The following is a 17,902-nucleotide window of genomic DNA, read 5'->3' as shown; positions in this document are numbered from 1 at the left end:
CTGTCGGAGACATTCGGGCGGCCCTCGTTTTGACAAGGGCTGCTGCATACTCCGGGACTGTTTAGGGAGACATAACGGTAAGATCCGGACAGCCCCGCGATCCGGCATGAAAACGGAAACCAGCTCTTCACTGCTCCATGCTTTCCTTAGGGAATCACGATGCATTCGTGTTCAGGAGCGACGTCCAGATGTTTGTGTTGACGTTATCGCGTAAATTTGTCCTCCTGATCGTAGCGGCAGGCCTGAGCCTGATCGCTCTCGGTGTCATCGCGTTGACTTACGAGTACCAGACGATGATCGCCCAGCGCGTCGAGCGTCTCGAACTCATCAGCGAGGCTGCGGCCAACATCCTCGACCGATACCGCCGCGCCGTCGCTGCAGCAGAGATGTCAGAGGAGGCCGCCAAGACGTCGGCGATCGCCGACGTCACGGCCATGCGGTATGGGCGCGACAACTACCTCTCCGTGATGGACGGGGACGCCACCGTCGTGGCCCATCCCAACGCGAAGCTGGTGGGCCAGAACGTCAAGTCCATCGCCGACAGCAATGGCTTCCGTTTCATGGCCGACGTCCTGCCCCGTGCGGTGCGGGACGGGGTCGCGACGGTCCATTATACCTGGGTCCGGGGGGGTGAGACCCAGGCCACGCCGAAGATCAGCGTGGTGCGCCACTATGCGCCGTGGAAGATCAACATCATGTCCGGAGAGCATGTCAGCGATATCCGGGCGACGGTCATCCTTCAGGTCGAGCGTCTGGCCGTTGCCGGCGTCGTCATCATGCTGGTCCTCGGCGGCGCCTCGCTCATGATCGTGCGCTCGGTCGTGCGGCCGATGGAGCGCCTGCGCACTACGATGGGCGCTCTCGCCGAGGGCCGCACCGACCTCGCCATACCGGAGGCCTCGCGCCGCGACGAGGTCGGGGCGATGGCCCGCGCCGTGCTGGTCTTCCGCGACAACGCGATCGAGCGCGAGCGGCTGCGCGGCGAGAGCGAGGCCGAGGAATTGCGCCGGATGCGCCGGGCCGCGACCCTGAACGAGCTGATCCAGGGCTTCGAGGCCTCGATCACCGGCGTCGTCGCCGGGGTCGCCGCCGCGTCGGGCGAGCTGCGCGGCACCGCCCAGGCGATGACCGCCACCGCGACCCAGACCGCCGCCCAGTCCACCACCGTGGCGGCCGCCGCCGAGCAGGCCTCGTCGAATGTCGGCACCGTGGCGGTCGCCGCGGAGGAGCTCGGCGCCTCGGTCCAGGAGATCGGCCGCCAGGTCGACGGCTCGGCGCAGCTGGCCAGGGAGGCGGTCGCGGAAGCCGGGCAGACCGCCCGGCAGGTCCAGGCACTCACCGAGGCGACCGCCCGGATCGGCGACGTGGTCGGGCTGATCTCGTCGATCGCCGCGCAGACCAACCTGCTGGCGCTGAACGCCACCATCGAGGCGGCGCGGGCCGGCGCGGCCGGGCGCGGCTTCGCGGTGGTCGCCGCCGAGGTCAAGGAACTGGCCGGCCAGACGGCCCGCGCCACCGAGGAGATCACCAGCCAGATCACCACGATCCAGGCCTCCACGGGTCAGGCGGCGGGCGCGATCGGCCAGATCACCGCCCGGATCGAGGAGATCTCGGGTGTGGCGACCTCGATCGCCGCGGCGGTCGAGGAGCAGGGCGCGGCGACCCAGGAGATCGTGCGAAACGTCGCCCAGGCGGCGGCCGGCACCGGCGAGGTCACGGGCAACATCGCGGGCGTCGCGGGCGCGGCGGAGGAGACCGGGGCGGCGGCCGCCCAGGTGTTCGCCTCGGCCTCGGAGCTGTCGCGCCAATCCGAGCGCCTCTCGGCCGAGGTCGACCGCTTCCTGGCGCAGGTCCGGGCGGCCTGAGGGCCGCCCCGCCGCCTCAGCCCACCGGCCGCTCGTCGGCGATGACCTTGCCGTCGTTCGGCAGGCTGCCCGGCGCGACCAGCGCGACCGCGCCGCGCAGCTTCGTCACCGCCCGCAGGGTCTCGGCCAGCGCCTCCGCCAGGGCGGCGTCCCCTGTTCCGGCTTCGGCCCGGAGCGTCATCACGTCGGCCTCGTCGGCGCGGGTCACCACCAGGCGCAGGCGGCCGAGCTCCGGGTGGCGGCGGGCGATCTCGGCGACCTGCTCGGGCCGCACGAACATGCCCTTCACCTTGGCGGCCTGGTCGGCCCGGCCCATCCAGCCGCGGATGCGGTTTCCGCCGGGCAGGGCCGCCGTGAGGTCGCCCAGCGCGTAGCGGATCAGCGGCCGGTCGAGATCCGGCACCGTGACGACGATCTCGCCGACCTCGCCCTCCGGCACCGGATCGCCGGTACCCGGTCGCACGATCTCGAGGATCAGCCCCTCGTTGACGAGCAGGCCCGGCTCTCCCGGTGCCCCGTTTCCTGGCGTCTCGTAGGCGATGAAACCGACATCGGCGGTGGCGTAGGCCTGTGCTGCGGCGATGCCGCGCTCCCGGAACTCGGCCTGGAGCGAGGGCGGGAAGGCGGCGCCCGAGACCAGGGCCTTGACGAGCGACGACACGTCCCGTCCGGCCTTGGCGCCGGCGTCGAGCAGCACCTTGAGGAAGTCCGGCGTGCCGACATAGCCGGCCGGCCGGTAGGCCTCGATCAGGTCGAGCTGCTGCTCGGTGTTGCCGGGCCCGGCCGGGATCACCGCGCAGCCGAGCGCCCGGGCGGCGGTGTCGAAGATGAAGCCGCCCGGTGTGAGATGATAGCCGAAGGTGTTGAGCACCACCTCGCCGGCCCGGAAGCCCGCGGCTTGGAGCGCCGGCGCGCCGCCCCACGGATCCTCCCCCGCCCGCTGCGGCTCGAAGATCGGCCCCGGCGAGGTGAACAGCCGCGCAAACCCCCCGGCCGCCCCCGGCACGAAGCCGCCGAAGGGCAGGGCGTCGCGCTGGCGCGCCGGCATCTCGCCCTTGCGCAGGACCGGCAGGCGCGCGAGCGCCGCCCGGTCGGTCACGGTGGTCGGGTCGAGGCCGGCGAGGTGGGCGGCGTAGGCGGGGGCCTTCAGGGCGGCTGCGAGGGCGGCGGGGAGGTTGGCGAAGAGGGCGGTTTCGGGGTGGGACATGGTGGGGCGTTCTCCCGGGAACTCGCCCGCGCGTTGATCCGCGCGGTGCGTCAGGTGTGTAACGGAGGGCTCGCCGTGCCGATGTCAGCTGCGCGCTTGCCTGCCGACTCGCGCCCCGCTAAGCGGAGGAAAAGCTGATATCGTAACGTCATGGCACGCATACAGCAGCATCCCGAATTCGTTGCGTGGTTTTCGAGGCTGCGCGACGCGACGGCCTTCGCTCAAATCGCCAAACGGATTGATCGATTGGCGCTCGGGAACCCGGGCGATGTCGCACCGGTTGGCGACGGCGTGAGCGAGATGCGGGTCCACGTCGGCCCTGGATACAGGGTCTACTTCGTGCGTCGCGGCGAGGAGATTGTCATCCTCCTGTGCGGCGGTGACAAGTCCTCTCAGTTCCGTGACATCCGCCGGGCGAAGGCCTTGGCAGCTTCGCTCTGAACGTCGATGGTGACAACCATGACCGACATCATGCTTACCCCCTACGATACCGCGGATTACCTCGACAGCCCCGAGCGGATCGCGGCCTATCTCGAAACCGTGCTCGCCGAGGACGATCCGGCGCTGGCCGCCCACGCCTTCGAGGCCGTCGCACGGGCGCGCGGTCTTACGAGCGGCGAGGTTCAAGCGGGAGCACCGCATCTGGCTGCCGTGATGGATCTGCTGCACCGGTTCGGCCTCAGGATGAGCGTTGCCCCGCTCGGAGCGTCCTGAGGAAGCTGAGGCGGTGCCACGCACCATCGGAACTCCACCGTTCTCCGCTGTCCAGAGGAAAGTGCCGGTCCTCGTCGTCAAGGGGTCACAGGTCGAGGATCTCGATGTCCCGCAGGTCTTGTAGCGGATCCGCGTAATCGAAATCGGCATAGATGCGGACTCTTTCAGAAGAGCGTCGAGCGCGTGCCGAAGCCGAGGCGGCGGCGCAACGCGGGCCGGGTCAGCCGCCCGGCCTGAAACTCCTCCACGGCGCGGTCTTCCATCGCGCACCCAAGCCTGGTCCTCCTCCTCGTTCATCGAGCCCGCGTCACCCCACCCGCGCCAGCAGCCGTTCCGCCCGGCGCAGGTGCGGCCGATCGAACATCTCGCCGTCGATCCCGACCACGCCGACCCCCGGCGACTGCGCGAAGGCGGCCACGACCTTGCGCGCCTGGGCAAGCGCCGCCCCGGTCGGCGTGAAGGCCTCGTTGATCACCGCGACTTGTGCCGGATGGATCGCCATCTTGCCGACGAACCCGTCGCGGCGGGCCTCGCGGCACTCGCGGGCGAGGCCGTCGAGGTCGCGGAAATGCGCGTTGATGGTGTCGATGGCATCGACCTCGGCCGCCGCGGCCGCCATCAGGGTCAGGTTGCGGGCGAGCTGGAACGGCGCGCTCCAGGCACCGTCCTCGCCCCGGTTGGTCTCGGCGCCGAGATCGGCCGAGAGATCCTCCGCCCCCCAGGTGACGCCCGACAGCCGCGGGCTCGCGCCCGGCAGGGTGGGAAGCGCGAAGACCGCCCGCGCCGTCTCGGTGGCGATCGGCAGGATGCGGGTGACGCCATCCGCAAGACCGTGTTCGGCCTCGTGGACCGCGAGGCGCGCGCCGAGATGCATCACGCTCACCCCCCCCTCGGCCTTCGGCAGCATGATCCCGTCGGGGGCATGCGGCAGCACCGCCGCGAGGTCGTCCTCGGTCAGCCCGGTCTCGAGGGCGTTGACCCGGACGTAGAGCTTCGGCCGGCCCGCCTGGTCCCGCATCCGCGCCAGGAACGCGGCGGAGACCTCGCGGGCCCTCGGCTTCTCCGCCAGTGCGACGGAATCCTCCAGATCGAGGATCAGGGCGTCGGCCCCGACCTCCAGCCCCTTCTCCTGCTTGCGGGGCGAGTCGCCGGGGACGAACAGCAGCGAGCGCATCGTCTCAAACCTCAGTGATGGTCTCAAACCTCAGTGACGGTCTCTTGCACCGGCCGCTTGCGCATCATCGCCTGGCGCCGGCACTCGGCCACCAGCGTGCCGTCCTGGTTGTAGGCGCGGTGGACGAACTCGACGATGCCGGCGGTGGGCCGCGAGCGCGATTCGCGCTTGGCGACGACCTCCGTCGTCACGCTCACCGTGTCGCCCTCGAACAGGGGAGCGGGAAAGCGCGTCTCGGTCATGCCGAGATTGCCGATCGTGGTGCCGACGGTGGTGTCGTTGACCGAGATGCCGATCATCAGCCCGAGGGTGAACAGCGAGTTCATCAGCGGCTTGCCCCACTCGGTCTCGGTGGCGCAGAAATGCGCGTCGATGTGGAGCGGCTGCGGATTGAGCGTCATGTTGGAGAACAGCATGTTGTCCATCTGCGTCACCGTGCGGGTGAGGCGATGGCGCAAGGTCGCGCCGATCTCGAAATCCTCGAAGTACAGCCCGCCGCGCGGGTGGGTCGAAGCCGGAATCGTGCTCACGCGGCGTCCTCCGTGGTCAGGGTGATCAGGCGGGCGCCCTCGGCGACCTGCTGGCCCGCCTCCGCCGCCACCTCGGCGACGGTGCCGTCGGCGGGCGCCGTCAGCGCGTGCTCCATCTTCATCGCTTCGACCACCGCGAGGCGCTGGCCGCGCACGACCTTGTCGCCGGGGACGACCAGCACGGCGACGAGGCGGCCGTGCATCGGCGCCTTGATGGTGCCGCCCTGGTCGATGTGGTCGAGATCGACCGCGAAGGGATCGGGGTGGGAGAGGGCGATCTGGCGGCCCTCGGCCAGCACCAGCACGCCGTTCGGCGCCGCGATCACCGTGAGGCCGTCGGGCTCAGGCGCCGCCTCGCCGTACCCCACCGCGGGGCCGGACGCGCCCCAGTGCAGAACCGCCTCGGCCGGCTCGCCGTCGAGCACGAACGGGAAGGTCTGGCGCCGGGCCTCGCCGAGCTGGAACCCGTCCGCCGCATCCCACGGGGAGCCGGCGCCGCTGGGGCTCTCCCGCGCCACCAGCGCCCGGATGCCGGCGCGCACGCCCGCGTCGCGGTGCGGGCTCGGCGCCGTGAGGGTGGCGAGGTCGCGGTCGATGAAGCCGGTATCGAAGCGGCCTGCGCGAAAATCCTCCGCCTCGGCGAGCGCCTTGAGGAAGGCGACGTTGGTCTTCGGCCCCGCCACCAGGGTGCGGCCGAGCGCTGCCGCCAGCCGGTCGAGCGCCTCGTCGCGGGTGGCGCCGTGGGCGATCACCTTGGCGATCATCGGGTCGTAGAACGGGGTCACCCGGTCCCCCGCCCGCACGCCGGTATCGACGCGGATGCCCTCGCCGTCGGGAAGGGTCAGCGCCCGCAACGGGCCGGTCGAGGGCAGGAAGCCGTGATCCGGGTCCTCGGCGTAGAGCCGCGCCTCGACGGCGTGGCCGTGGATCGCCAGACCCGCCTGATCGGCCGGCAGCGCCTCGCCGGAGGCGACCCGGAACTGCCATTCGACGAGGTCGTGGCCGGTGATCGCCTCGGTCACCGGATGCTCGACCTGGAGCCGGGTGTTCATCTCCATGAACCAGAAGCCGTCGGGCCTGAGGCCCTCGCGGCCATCGGCGATGAACTCGACCGTGCCGGCGCCGACATAGCCCACCGCCTTGGCGGCCTCGACGGCGGCGCGGCCCATGGCGGTGCGGACGTCGTCCGGCATGCCGGGGGCGGGCGCCTCCTCGATCACCTTCTGGTGCCGGCGCTGGAGCGAGCAATCGCGCTCGAACAGGTGGACGGCGTTGCCGTGGGCATCGCAGAAGACCTGGATCTCGACATGGCGGGGCGAGAGCACGTATTTCTCGACCAGCACCCGCGGGTCGCCGAAGGCATTCTGCGCCTCGCGCTGCGCCGAGGCGAGGGCATCGGAAAAACCCTCCGGCCCCTCGACCCGGCGCATGCCCTTGCCGCCGCCGCCGGCGACCGCCTTGATGAGGACCGGGTAGCCGATGGCCGCGGCCTCGGCGGCGAGGAAGTCGGGGTCCTGGCGCGCGCCGTGATAGCCCGGCACCACCGGCACGCCGGCCTTCGCGACCAGGGCCTTCGCGGCGTCCTTGAGGCCCATGGCGCGGATGGCGGCAGCGGGCGGGCCGACGAAGACGATGCCGGCCTCCGCGCAGGCATCGGCGAAGTCCGGCCGCTCCGACAGGAAGCCGTAGCCCGGATGGATGCAGTCCGCCTCGCTCGCCCGGGCGGCCGCGAGGATGCGGTCGATGCGCAGGTACGAGTCGGCGGCCTGGGCCGGGCCGATCGGGTGGGCCTCGTCGGCGAGCGCGACGTGGAGGGCGTCGCGGTCGGCCTCGGAATAGACCGCGATGGTCCGCATCCCGAGGCGCTTGGCGGTGCGGATCACCCGGCAGGCGATCTCGCCGCGATTGGCGATCAGGACGGAGGCGAGACGGCGTGTCGTCATGGCTGTCCTCACATCCGGAACAGGCCGAACCGGGTCTCCGGTACCGGCGCGTTGAGGCAGGCCGAGAGCGACAGGCCGAGCACCCGGCGCGTCTCCTCGGGCAGGATGATGCCGTCGTCCCACAGCCGCGCCGTGGCGTAGTAGGGCGAGCCCTCCTCCTCGAACCCGGCGCGGATCGGCGCCTTGAACGCCTCCTCCTCCTCCGGGCTCCAGGCCCCGCCGCCGGCCTCGATGTTGTCGCGCTTGACCGTCGCGAGCACGCTCGCCGCCTGCTCGGCGCCCATCACCGAGATGCGCGAGTTCGGCCAGGCGAACAGGAAGCGCGGCGAGTAGGCCCGGCCGCACATGCCGTAATTGCCGGCGCCGTAGGAGCCGCCGACGATGACGGTCAGCTTCGGGACGGCGGCGGTGGCGACCGCCGTCACGAGCTTGGCGCCGTTCTTGGCGATGCCGCCGGCCTCGACCTCGCGCCCGACCATGAAGCCGGAGATGTTCTGGAGGAAGATCAGCGGGATCCGCCGCTGGCAGCACAATTCGATGAAGTGCGCGCCCTTCAGCGCGCTCTCCGAGTACAGGATGCCGTTATTGGCCAGGATCCCGACCGGCATGCCGTGCAGGCGGGCGAAGCCCGTGACCAGCGTGGTGCCGTAGAGCCGCTTGAACTCGTCGAACTCCGAGCCGTCGACGAGGCGGGCGATCAGCTCGCGGGCGTCGTACTGCTTGCGGAGATCCACCGGCACCAGGGCGTCGAGGTCGCCGGCCTCGTAGGCCGGATCGCCGGAGGCCGCGATGTCGAGATCGGGCCGCTTGACGGTGTTCAGCCCGCCGACGATGCGGCGCAGGATCGCGAGCGCGTGGGCATCGTCGGTGGCGTAGTGGTCGGCGACGCCCGAGAGCCGGGCATGAACGTCGGCGCCGCCGAGATCCTCCGCGGTCACGACCTCGCCGGTCGCGGCCTTCACCAGCGGCGGGCCGCCGAGGAAGATCGTACCCTGGCGGCGCACGATCACGCTCTCGTCCGACATCGCCGGCACGTAGGCGCCGCCGGCGGTGCAGGAGCCCATCACGCAGGCGATCTGCGGGATGCCGGCGGCCGACATCTGCGCCTGGTTGTAGAAGATGCGGCCGAAATGCTCGCGGTCGGGAAACACCTCCGTCTGCTGCGGCAGGTTGGCGCCGCCGGAATCGACGAGGTAGAGGCAGGGCAGGCGGTTCTGGGCTGCGATCTCCTGCGCCCGCAGGTGCTTCTTGACCGTGAGCGGATAATAGGTGCCGCCCTTGATGGTGGCGTCGTTGCAGACCACCATCACCTCGCGGCCGGCCACCCGGCCGATGCCGGTGATGATCCCGGCGGCGTGGATCTCCTCGCCGTACATCCCGTGGGCGGCGAGCCCCCCGACCTCGAGGAAGGGCGAGCCCGGATCGAGCAGGCGCAACACCCGGTCGCGCGGCAGGAGCTTGCCGCGCGCGACATGGCGCTCGCGGGCCCGCGACGGCCCGCCGGCGGCGGCCCTGGCGCGGTGGCTCTTGAGGGCGGTCCGCAGCTCGCCCCAGGCGGCGCGGTTCTGCTCCGCCGCCCCGGAGGTGAGGTCGGCGCTGGTGGGGATGACCGGCATCGGATTACGCCTTACGCGGATTTGGCGAAGAGCTCGCGGCCGATCAGCATCCGGCGGATCTCGCTGGTGCCGGCGCCGATCTCGTAGAGCTTGGCGTCGCGGAGCAGGCGCCCGGTCGGGTAGTCGTTGATGTAGCCGTTGCCGCCGAGCAGCTGGATCGCGTCGAGCGCGCATTGCGTTGCCCGCTCGGCGGCGTAGAGGATCGCGCCGGCCGCGTCCTCCCGCGTGGTCTCGCCGCGGTCGCAGGCCTGCGCCACCGCGTAGACATAGGCCTTGGCGGCGTTGGTCGAGACGTACATGTCGGCGAGCTTGCCCTGGACCAGCTGGAACTCGCCGATCGGCTGGCCGAACTGCTTGCGCTCGTGGACGTAGGGAATCACCACGTCGAGGCAGGCCTGCATGATGCCGAGCGGCCCCGCCGCCAGCACTGCCCGCTCGTAGTCGAGGCCCGACATCAGCACGTTGACGCCGCGGCCGACCTGTCCGAGAACGTTCTCCTCGGGGATCTCGCATTCCTCGAACACCAGCTCGCAGGTGTCGGAACCGCGCATCCCGAGCTTGTCGAGCTTCTGGGCGGTGGAGAAGCCCTTCATGCCCTTCTCGACCAGGAAGGCGGTGATGCCGCGCGATCCCGCCCCCGGGTCGGTCTTGGCGTAGACCACCAGGGTCTCGGCGACCGGGCCGTTGGTGATCCACATCTTGGAGCCGGTGAGGACGTAACGGTCGCCCCGCTTCTCGGCCTTGGTCCGCATCGACACCACGTCCGAGCCGGCGCCCGGCTCCGACATCGCCAGCGCCCCGACATGCTCGCCGGAGATCAGCTTCGGCAGGTATTTCCGCTTCTGCGCGTCCGAGCCGTTGCGGGTGATCTGATTGACGCACAAATTCGAATGCGCGCCGTAGGACAGCCCGACCGAGGCCGAGGCGCGCGACACCTCCTCCATCGCCACGCAATGGGCGAGGTAGCCGAGGCCCAAGCCCCCGTACTCCTCCTCGACCGTGATGCCGTGGAGACCCAGCGCCCCCATCTCGGGCCACAGGTCGCGCGGGAAGGTGTTGGTGCGGTCGATCTCCTCGGCCCGCGGCGCGATCTTCTCCTGCGCGAAGCTGCGCACGCTGTCGCGGATCGCCTCGGCGGTCTCGCCCAGGCCGAAATTGAACTCACGCGCGGCGTTCGGGATCATCGGCGCCCTCCCTGGATTTTCCGCATTTATACGAACGATCGTTTTTTAAGACAAGCCTGCACCTTGCGCCCGCTGCCGGGCGGAACGGCGCGCCGGTGACGCCGTGAGCCGGCCCATCGTCGCCGGGGCCGCGTCCGCAGGGGAGCCTGTACGGCCGTCGGCACGACGGGGACGCGGCTCGCCGCCCTCGACCGGGCTATAGCCACGATCGGGTTCGAGAGCATGGAATGAGCGCGGTCGATGGATCATCGATGCAATCGGTCGTGCATCATATGATGGTATTATATGATTGCATCGCAAATAATTCAGGCCGGGTATTGATATAATGGATCGGCCTGCCAATCTCCAGTTTTGCTCACGGTAGCTTGCCGTGAACGTGCCGGAGGGTTTCATGCCCACCGATTACCCGCAACGGCGACGCCCCCGAGCGCGCGGCATGGCGGCCATCCGAATCGCGCTCGTCTCTGTTCGCCTCCGCATCATCCAGTGGCGCATCGAACAGGCCATCGAAGGGCGTGATCATGTCAGGCTATGGGGTCTTATAAGCGCTTACCATGACCTTCACGCGCGGACTGTCAAAGAATTCGCCGCAGTGGCGCTCTCCGATAAATTCTTCAATCAAGATGCCGTATATGGTCGCGCTCGTCAGATCATCCCCATGATTGCCCGGGAGGAGCGCAGGTTGGAACGGATTGCTGGCCGCTTGCATCGGGCGCGCAGCGCCGGCGACGGTCGAAGCCATGAAAAATTGTACTCTCTCGCGAAGTTTTCGTACGGCCGCATATCTGTGTTCTGGAGCAGAATCTAGCCTATGGAGAGAAAGTCGTGGACAGTAAGCACATCATCGACCAAATGTCGCGAGATCATGCGTGTTTGGGCCAGTTGCTCAGGGCGATCGATAAGGGCCGATGGTGGAACGCTGACCATCCAAGCCAGCTGGCGATAGAGCTCATCTTGGAAGAGGCGCTGCAAATCCATGCATCCGTGTCCATGATCGCCAAGTTGCTGAATCATATGGACGTGGAGAAACCGTTGTCGGTCGAAGCCCCGTTGCGCCTATAGGCGTTGCGTGCGTTTCGTTCTCTAAGCGCGATCCGCGTAGGGAGGAATGTCGACCAGGGTGCCGATCAGGCGCAGCAAGGCTTGCTGCTCGGGTCGTCCCGATCCGTCGCTCAGGAAGGCTCCCAGCTCGATGTGGCTGAGCTTGCCGCCGGACGGGCCATTCGGCTGATGGATCACGAATGCCCTCCCGTTGCTCGGCTCACGGCCGAGGTACCAGCAATCTCCACTCGGGCTCTGGTACAATTCACGGCGGTTCGACATGGGCGACGCCTCCTGTCCTCCAGACACCATACAGCCTTGTGCAAGGGAGTAGGAAACTATCGCAGGCCGAACCGACGCGATGAGCGCGGCATCGACAGGTCGGCGGGCGACAGATCGATTTGCAACAGGCCGCCTTCCAATCTCGTGTGTTCGCGACGCGGAGGCCGGCGTGCTGCCGCCGGTCCCGTCCTAGCCCCGCGCCACCGCCTTCGCGATCCGCGCCGCGCCCGGCCCCGCCGCGGCCGCATGGGCCGCCATCCGCGCTCGCGACGCCCGGTGACTCGCATGGGTGATGGCGATCGCCAGCGCGTCCGCCGCGTCCGCCGTGTCGGCGGTGGCCTTCGGCAAGAGGAAGCGCACCATGGCCCCGACCTGGTCCTTCTCGGCGTGGCCGGCGCCGACCACGGTCTTCTTCACCAGGTTGGCGGCGTATTCCGCCACCGGCAGGCCGGCGAGCGCGGGCACCAGCAGGGCGACCGCGCGGGCATGGCCGAGCTTCAGGGTCGCCTGCGCGTCCTTGTTGACGAAGGTCTCCTCCACCGCCGCCTCGTCGGGCAGCAGCGTGGCGACGACCTTGGTCAGTCCCTCGTGCAGGGTGCGCAGGCGGGTGGCGAGGTCGTCGTCGCCGTTCGACGTCACGGTGCCGCTCGCCACGAAGGCGAGGCGGGTGCCCGTGACGGTGATCAGGCCCCAGCCGGTGCGGCGCAGGCCCGGATCGATGCCGAGGATACGGATCACGTCGCTCATCGCCGCTCGAAGTTCCTTACACCCGGTGCAGGCGGCGCCCGCATCATGCCCCGAAACCGTCCCGGCGCGAAGAGCGCGGCCTTGTAGCCGGGAAACGGCTGCACCGCCACCACGGGACGTTCCGTGAACAGTGGTGCACCCGATACCCTTGACGAATCGTGGCCGTGGGGCGCGTGGTGACGGTATGTCGCTCGATCCCGCCACCCTCCTGCCCCTCGATGCGAGGGCCGCCACCCTGTTCCTCGCCGCGCTCGTCGGCGGGCTGGTGCGCGGCTTCACCGGCTTCGGCTTCGCGATGGTGTTCGTGCCGGTGGCGGCGGCCGCCGTCGGGCCGGCGGCGGCGGTCGGGCTGATCTGGGTCGTCGACGCGCCGTTCTCGCTGTGGTTCGGGGCGCGCTCCGCCCCGCGGGCGGTCTGGCGCGAGGTGGTCCCGCTGCTGATCGGCTCCACCCTGCTGCTGCCGCTCGGGGTCCAGCTCCTCACCCATCTCGATCCGGCGCTGACCCGCTGGATCACCGCGGGCGCGATCCTGCTGGCCCTCGCCGCGCTCGTCTCGGGCTGGCGCTACAAGGGGGAGCCGTCGCTGCCGCTCTCGCTCGCCACCGGCGGCGCCTCGGGGCTGGCGAGCGGGTTCGCTGCGCTCGGCGGCATGCCGCTCGCCGTGTTCTGGCTCGCCAGCCAGCGCGCCTCGGCGCGTCAGGTCCGCGACAACCTGATGGCCTATTTCGGCCTCTCGACCCTGGTCTCGGGAATTGTGTTCACGGCGACCGGGGTGCTGACCGGCTCCCGCTTCGCGGAAGCCCTGCCGCTGCTGCTGCCCTACGGGCTCGGGCTCTGGGTCGGATCGCACGGCTTTCACCGCGCCTCCGACCGGATGTTCCGCCGGGTCGCCTACGCGGTGATCCTGGTGGCGGTCTGTCTCGCTCTGCCGCTCCGCTAGGCCTTGTCCCACCAACCCTTTTCGGCGTGGAGCCCGTGCTGGCCGCGATAGGGCGCCACGCTCGGGCTCTGCCAGCCCTCGGTCAGCTCCGGCGCCAGCCGGTAGACCTCGACGGCGAGCGGCCGGCACACGTCGATCGGGTCGCGGGCGTCGGGCCCCCACATCGGCACCGAGAGGTCGCCGCCCGGGCAGGTCGAGAGGGCGCAGAGCAGGTCGATCTCGGCGAAGAATTCCAGGTAGTCGCCGGCTTGCGCCGGGCAGTCGCGCATGAAGTACATGTCGTCGTGGTTGAGGCCGGTGACCTGGAACACGTTGAGCACGTCGTGGACGTCGAACTCGGTCAGGCCGAACGGCATCACCGCGCGGACCAGGTTCGAGTGGCAGTGGAAATGGAAATCCTGGCCGGTCAGGAGCTTGTTGATGTAGGGGTCGCAGCGGGTTCCCAGCAGGTCGTGGACCCGGCCGCCATACTCGTCGGTGCCGTAATGGCTCAAGCTGTCGGCCGTGATGGTGACGAGCGGGCGCAGGAACGGCAGGGTCGACCACAGCCGGTCATGGGTCGTGACGTGGGCGCCCTGGAGCTGCCGGGTGCGCGCCGCCCATAGCCGCTCGCGCGGGTCGTGCCGGTTCCAGATGTTGAGATCGCCGACCTGCGGCCCCACCGGCGCGACGACGCGGAAGACGTGGCCCGCCGGCACGCTCCAGGCCCGCCCGGTGCGGATCGGGATGGTGAACGCATCGACCAGGGTGCGCCCGCCGGTCTCGGCGGCGATCCGCTCGTAGAACGGCCGATCGACCGACAGGGCCGAGCCCTCGTTGACCTGATAGGCGGCCGGGAAGTCCTTCATGCCGGGTGCTCCTGTTGGGGTGGCGGGTGCCAGGAGTGGCAGAGGAGAAGGGGAGGGGCAAACCCATTGAGGGAAGGGCGCTGGGTTTTTCTCCTCTCCCCGCCGGGCGGGGAGAGGAGGTCGGGGAGCTCTACTCCGCCGCCGTCGCGAGCGGCGCCTCCCGGCTGCGGAACCGCGCCAGCAGCGCCGCCTCCTCTTCCCGCACCGCCTCCAGGTTCTTCGCCTTCACCGGCCCGTAGCCGCGGATGCGCTGGGGCAGGCCGGCCAATCCCACGGCCGTCGCATGGTTGGCGGGCGTGAGATCCCGGGCGATCTCCGCCAGCAGGGCCTCGAAGTCCTGCACCAGCCGCCGCTCCTCGCGCCGCTCCCGGGTGTAGCCGAACGGATCGAGGGCGGTGCCGCGCAGGGCCTTCATCCGGGCGAGGACACCGAACGCCGTCATCATCCAGGGCCCGAAGCTCATCTTGCGCGGCCGGCCGGTCGCCGGGTCGCGGCGGGCGAGCAAGGGCGGGGCGAGGTGGAACTCGTAGCGCAGGCCCTCGCCCTCGAAGGTGCGCTGAACCTGCGCCTGGAAGCTGCCGTCGGAGTAGAGCCGGGCGACCTCGTACTCGTCCTTGTAGGCCATCAACCGGAACAGCGAGCGGGCGGCGGCGTCCGCCAGCGCCGACTGGCCGGGCACGATGGCGGCTTCCCGCGCCCGCAGGCTCGCGACGGCTTTCGCGTAGCGGTCGGCATAGGCCGCGTCCTGGTAGGCGGTGAGGAAGTCGACGCGCGTCGCGATCACCCCGTCGAGATCCGGCGCCCGTTCCGGGGCCGGGGCCTCGACCGCCCGCATCGTCTCAGGGGCGGCCGCCGCGCGGCGGCCCCAGGCGAAGGCGGCGAGGTTCATCGCCACGGCCTCGCGGTTGAGCGCGATCGCCGTCACGAGCGCGTCGCGCGACAGCGGCACCCGCCCGCGCTGCCAGGCATAGCCCAGCATGAACATGTTGGCGGCGAGCGCATTGCCCAGCACCGAGACCGCGAGGCTCGTAGCATCGGTGAAGTCGGCGGCCTCCGTACCAGCCGCCTCGCGGATCGCCCGCTTGATCCGCTCGGCCGGCAGGGAGAAGTCGGGCCGGCGGGTGAACTCGCCCGGCATCACCTCGGCGGTGTTGACGACGAGGTGGGTGCGGCCCTTCGCGATCGCCGACAGCACCTTGCGGTTGCCGCTGACCACGAGGTCGCAGCCGAGCACGAGGTCGGCGGCGCCGGCCCCGACCCGGATCGCGTGGATGTCCTCCTGGCGGTTGGCCAGGCGCACGTGGCTGAACACCGCGCCGCCCTTCTGGGCGAGGCCGGCCATGTCGATCATCCCGAGGCCCTTGCCCTCGAGATGCGCCGCCATGCCGAGGATCGCCCCGATCGTCACCACCCCGGTGCCGCCGACGCCGGTGACGATCAGGTTGTAGGTGCCGGCGATCTCCGGAATCGCGGGCTCGGGGATGCCCGCATCCGGTGCCTCGGTGCTCGCCGCCACCGGAATCCCGGCAGGCTTGCTGCGGGGCTTGGCGCCATGCACCGTCACGAAGGACGGGCAGAAGCCCTTCACGCAGGAAAAGTCCTTGTTGCAGCCCGACTGGTCGATGCGGCGCTTGCGGCCGAACTCGGTCTCGACCGGCTGCACCGCGACGCAGTTCGACTGCACCGAGCAATCGCCGCAGCCCTCGCAGACCAGCTCGTTGATGATCACCCGCTTGTCGGGGTCGGGGAAGGCGTTGCGCTTGCGCCGGCGGCGCTTCTCGGAGGCGCAGGTCTGGTCGTAGATCATCACCGAGACGCCCGGCACCTCGGCGAGCTCGCGCTGCACGCCATCCAACTCGTCGCGGTGGTGGATCGTCAGACCGTGCGGCCAGGCCACCGTCGCCGGGTACTTGTCCGGCTCGTCGGTGACGAGGGCGATGCGCTCCACGCCCTCCGCCCGCACCTGCGCGGCGATGCGGTCGACGGTCAGCCCGCCCTCGTGCGGCTGGCCGCCGGTCATCGCCACCGCGTCGTTGAACAGGATCTTGTAGGTGATCGTCGTGCCGGTATCGACGGCCCAGCGGAGCGCCAGCGAGCCCGAATGGTTGTAGGTGCCGTCGCCGAGGTTCTGGAACACGTGGCCGCGCTTCGAGAAGGCGTTCTCGCCGATCCAGTTCGCGCCCTCGCCGCCCATCTGGGTGAAGCCGTCGGTGCCGCGGTCCATCCACTGCGCCATGTAATGGCAGCCGATGCCCGCATAGGCCCGCATCCCCTCCGGCACCTTGGTGGAGGAATTGTGCGGGCAGCCGGCGCAGAAATGCGGGATCCGCGCCGCGATGTCGGCGGTCGCGGTCAGCCGCTCCTGCGCCCCTTTCAGGCGGGCGACGCGGCCCGCGAGGTCGTCGTTGCGGTGGTAGCGCAGCAGGCGCTCGCCGAGCGCCACCGCGATGTCGTTGGGATCGAGGGCGCCCTTCACCGGGAAGAGCCAGTTCCCCTGCTCGTCGCGCTTGCCGATGCAGACCGGCTGATGGCGCGATCCGTACAGCTCCTCGCGCAGCTGCACCTCGATCAGCGAGCGCTTCTCCTCGACCACCATCACGAGGTCGAGGCCGTCCGCGAATTCGGCGAGTTCGCGCCGCGACAGCGGCCACGGGCAGGCGACCTTGTAGAGCCGCAGGCCCATGTCGTTGGCCTTGACCTCGTCGAGGCCGAGGTCGTCCATCGCCTGGCGCACGTCGAGGTAGGACTTGCCGACGGTGATGATCCCGATCTTCGGCTGACGCCCGCCCGAGAGCACGATGCGGTTGAGGGTGTTGGCGCGCACGAAGGCCATCATCGCGTCGCGCTTGAAGTCCTGGAGGCGCGCCTCCTGCTCCAGGATGCCGTCCGGCGTGCGGATGTTGAGCCCGCCCGGCGGCATCAGGAAGTCGTCGGGGAGGTGGATCTTCACCCGGTCGAGGCGCGCATCGACGCTCGCGGTCGATTCGATGTTCTCCTTCACGCACTTGAAGGCGACCCAGGTGCCGCAATAGCGGCTCATCGCGTAGCCGTAGAGGCCGTAATCGAGGATCTCCTGCACCCCGGCCGGGTTCAGGATCGGGCTCATCACGTCGACGAAGTGGAACTCCGACTGGTGCGCGACGGTGGAGGATTCCGCCGTGTGGTCGTCGCCCATCAGCGCCAGCACGCCGCCGTGGCGCGCGGTGCCGGCCATGTTGGCGTGGCGAAACACGTCGCCGGAGCGGTCGACGCCGGGGCCCTTGCCGTACCAGAGGCCGAACACGCCGTCGTAGCGGCCCTCGCCCCGGATCTCGGCCTGCTGCGCGCCCCAGATCGCGGTGGCGGCCAGCTCCTCGTTGAGGCCGGGCTGGAACACGATTCCGGCCTGGTCCAAGACCTTCTTCGCCCGTACCAGGTTCTGGTCGAGCCCGCCGATCGGCGAGCCGCGATACCCTGAGACGAAGCCCGCGGTGTTGAGCCCCGCCGCCCGGTCGCGGGCCTGCTGCATCAGCAGCATCCGGATCACCGCCTGGGTGCCGGTGACGAAGACCTGGTCGCGGGAGAGGTCGTACTTGTCGTCGAGGCTGACCGACCGAAGGGACGGGGTGGTCGCGGGCGAGCCCATCGCGTTTCTCCTCCTGGCGCGGTGGGGGCCGGTTCCTCCGGCCTCTCGGGACCACGCCGATTAAGAGCGCCTAACAGAACCGCCTGATCTGGCGGAGGGTGATGAGGCTTGCCTGCAGGAACGTGAAGGCCTCGTAGATGTCGGCGCGGCGTTCGTAGCGGACGGGCAAGCGGCGGGCGCGGTTGA

General features: G+C 70.0%; 16 protein-coding genes and 1 pseudogene. 6 read left to right on the top strand and 11 right to left on the bottom strand.

Features of this window, described 5'->3' with window-relative positions; all coding sequences use genetic code 11:
- The first annotated feature begins 188 nt into the window (after positions 1-188).
- Positions 189-1,865, top strand: a complete 1,677-nt coding sequence (locus FF100_RS33415; RefSeq protein WP_139040332.1) for a methyl-accepting chemotaxis protein — start codon at positions 189-191, stop codon at positions 1,863-1,865.
- A 16-nt stretch (positions 1,866-1,881) separates the two neighbouring features.
- Here the strand turns inward: FF100_RS33415 and FF100_RS33410 are convergent, their stop codons facing one another.
- Entirely contained in the window at positions 1,882-3,072 is a 1,191-nt protein-coding gene (locus FF100_RS33410) for a phenylacetate--CoA ligase family protein (RefSeq protein ID WP_139040331.1), read from the bottom strand.
- 150 nt (positions 3,073-3,222) lie between these two features.
- On the opposite strand from FF100_RS33410, the gene FF100_RS33405 reads away from it, so the two are divergent.
- Together FF100_RS33405 and FF100_RS33400 are read left to right on the top strand one after the other, a co-directional pair.
- Entirely contained in the window at positions 3,223-3,513 is a 291-nt protein-coding gene (locus tag FF100_RS33405; RefSeq protein WP_139040330.1) for a type II toxin-antitoxin system RelE/ParE family toxin, read from the top strand.
- Positions 3,514-3,531: 18 nt separating this feature from the next.
- Positions 3,532-3,786 (top strand): helix-turn-helix domain-containing transcriptional regulator, encoded by a 255-nt coding sequence (locus FF100_RS33400; protein ID WP_205825127.1) that lies wholly within the window; start codon positions 3,532-3,534, stop codon positions 3,784-3,786.
- Between the two features lie 307 nt (positions 3,787-4,093).
- On the opposite strand, the gene FF100_RS33395 is transcribed toward FF100_RS33400, so the two are convergent.
- Genes FF100_RS33395 through FF100_RS33375 form a run of 5 tightly spaced genes read right to left on the bottom strand, consistent with a single transcriptional unit; the run spans position 4,094 to position 10,233 of the window.
- The gene (locus FF100_RS33395; protein ID WP_139040329.1) at positions 4,094-4,960 is read right to left on the bottom strand and encodes an HpcH/HpaI aldolase/citrate lyase family protein; all 867 of its coding nucleotides are present in this window, start codon (positions 4,958-4,960) and stop codon (positions 4,094-4,096) included.
- A 23-nt stretch (positions 4,961-4,983) separates the two neighbouring features.
- A complete protein-coding gene (locus FF100_RS33390; RefSeq protein WP_246102669.1) occupies positions 4,984-5,490 on the bottom strand; it encodes a MaoC family dehydratase in 507 nt (168 codons plus the stop codon).
- Complete coding sequence (locus FF100_RS33385; RefSeq protein ID WP_139040328.1) at positions 5,487-7,433, bottom strand: acetyl/propionyl/methylcrotonyl-CoA carboxylase subunit alpha; 1,947 nt, start codon at positions 7,431-7,433, stop codon at positions 5,487-5,489. Before FF100_RS33385 ends, FF100_RS33390 begins: the two co-directional genes overlap by 4 nt.
- A gap of 8 nt (positions 7,434-7,441) precedes the next feature.
- A complete protein-coding gene (locus FF100_RS33380) occupies positions 7,442-9,049 on the bottom strand; it encodes a carboxyl transferase domain-containing protein (RefSeq protein ID WP_139040327.1) in 1,608 nt (535 codons plus the stop codon).
- Between the two features lie 11 nt (positions 9,050-9,060).
- A complete protein-coding gene (locus FF100_RS33375) occupies positions 9,061-10,233 on the bottom strand; it encodes an isovaleryl-CoA dehydrogenase (protein WP_139040326.1) in 1,173 nt (390 codons plus the stop codon).
- Positions 10,234-10,624: 391 nt separating this feature from the next.
- Here FF100_RS33375 and FF100_RS33370 point away from each other — a divergent pair, with 391 nt between their 5' ends.
- Together FF100_RS33370 and FF100_RS33365 are read left to right on the top strand one after the other, a co-directional pair.
- The gene (locus FF100_RS33370; RefSeq protein ID WP_139040325.1) at positions 10,625-11,041 is read left to right on the top strand and encodes a hypothetical protein; all 417 of its coding nucleotides are present in this window, start codon (positions 10,625-10,627) and stop codon (positions 11,039-11,041) included.
- Between the two features lie 17 nt (positions 11,042-11,058).
- Positions 11,059-11,295 carry a hypothetical protein gene (locus tag FF100_RS33365; protein ID WP_139040324.1) on the top strand — a complete coding sequence of 79 codons (237 nt, stop codon included), beginning with the start codon at positions 11,059-11,061 and terminating at the stop codon, positions 11,293-11,295.
- Positions 11,296-11,316: 21 nt separating this feature from the next.
- Here the strand turns inward: FF100_RS33365 and FF100_RS33360 are convergent, their stop codons facing one another.
- Together FF100_RS33360 and ruvC are read right to left on the bottom strand one after the other, a co-directional pair.
- Entirely contained in the window at positions 11,317-11,472 is a 156-nt protein-coding gene (locus tag FF100_RS33360; protein ID WP_246102667.1) for a hypothetical protein, read from the bottom strand.
- Positions 11,473-11,745: 273 nt separating this feature from the next.
- Positions 11,746-12,303, bottom strand: coding sequence for a crossover junction endodeoxyribonuclease RuvC (ruvC, locus tag FF100_RS33355; RefSeq protein WP_139040322.1), 558 nt, complete (start codon positions 12,301-12,303; stop codon positions 11,746-11,748).
- Positions 12,304-12,487: 184 nt separating this feature from the next.
- Here ruvC and FF100_RS33350 point away from each other — a divergent pair, with 184 nt between their 5' ends.
- On the top strand, positions 12,488-13,243 hold the full coding sequence (locus FF100_RS33350) for a sulfite exporter TauE/SafE family protein (protein ID WP_139040321.1): 756 nt from the start codon (positions 12,488-12,490) through the stop codon (positions 13,241-13,243).
- Here FF100_RS33350 and FF100_RS33345 read toward each other — a convergent pair.
- The 3 genes and pseudogenes from FF100_RS33345 to FF100_RS33335 form a co-directional block, all read right to left on the bottom strand.
- On the bottom strand, positions 13,240-14,091 hold the full coding sequence (locus FF100_RS33345) for an urea carboxylase-associated family protein (protein WP_139040320.1): 852 nt from the start codon (positions 14,089-14,091) through the stop codon (positions 13,240-13,242). The two genes, FF100_RS33350 and FF100_RS33345, sit on opposite strands and share 4 nt — an antisense overlap.
- Positions 14,092-14,221: 130 nt before the next feature.
- Positions 14,222-17,716 (bottom strand): indolepyruvate ferredoxin oxidoreductase family protein, encoded by a 3,495-nt coding sequence (locus tag FF100_RS33340; protein WP_139040319.1) that lies wholly within the window; start codon positions 17,714-17,716, stop codon positions 14,222-14,224.
- A gap of 70 nt (positions 17,717-17,786) precedes the next feature.
- Positions 17,787-17,902, bottom strand: a pseudogene (locus tag FF100_RS33335) (IS5/IS1182 family transposase); the annotation flags it as partial.

This window comes from Methylobacterium terricola (assembly GCF_006151805.1).
Taxonomy (GTDB): domain Bacteria; phylum Pseudomonadota; class Alphaproteobacteria; order Rhizobiales; family Beijerinckiaceae; genus Methylobacterium; species Methylobacterium terricola.
This window is presented reverse-complemented; position numbering and strand designations above follow the sequence as displayed.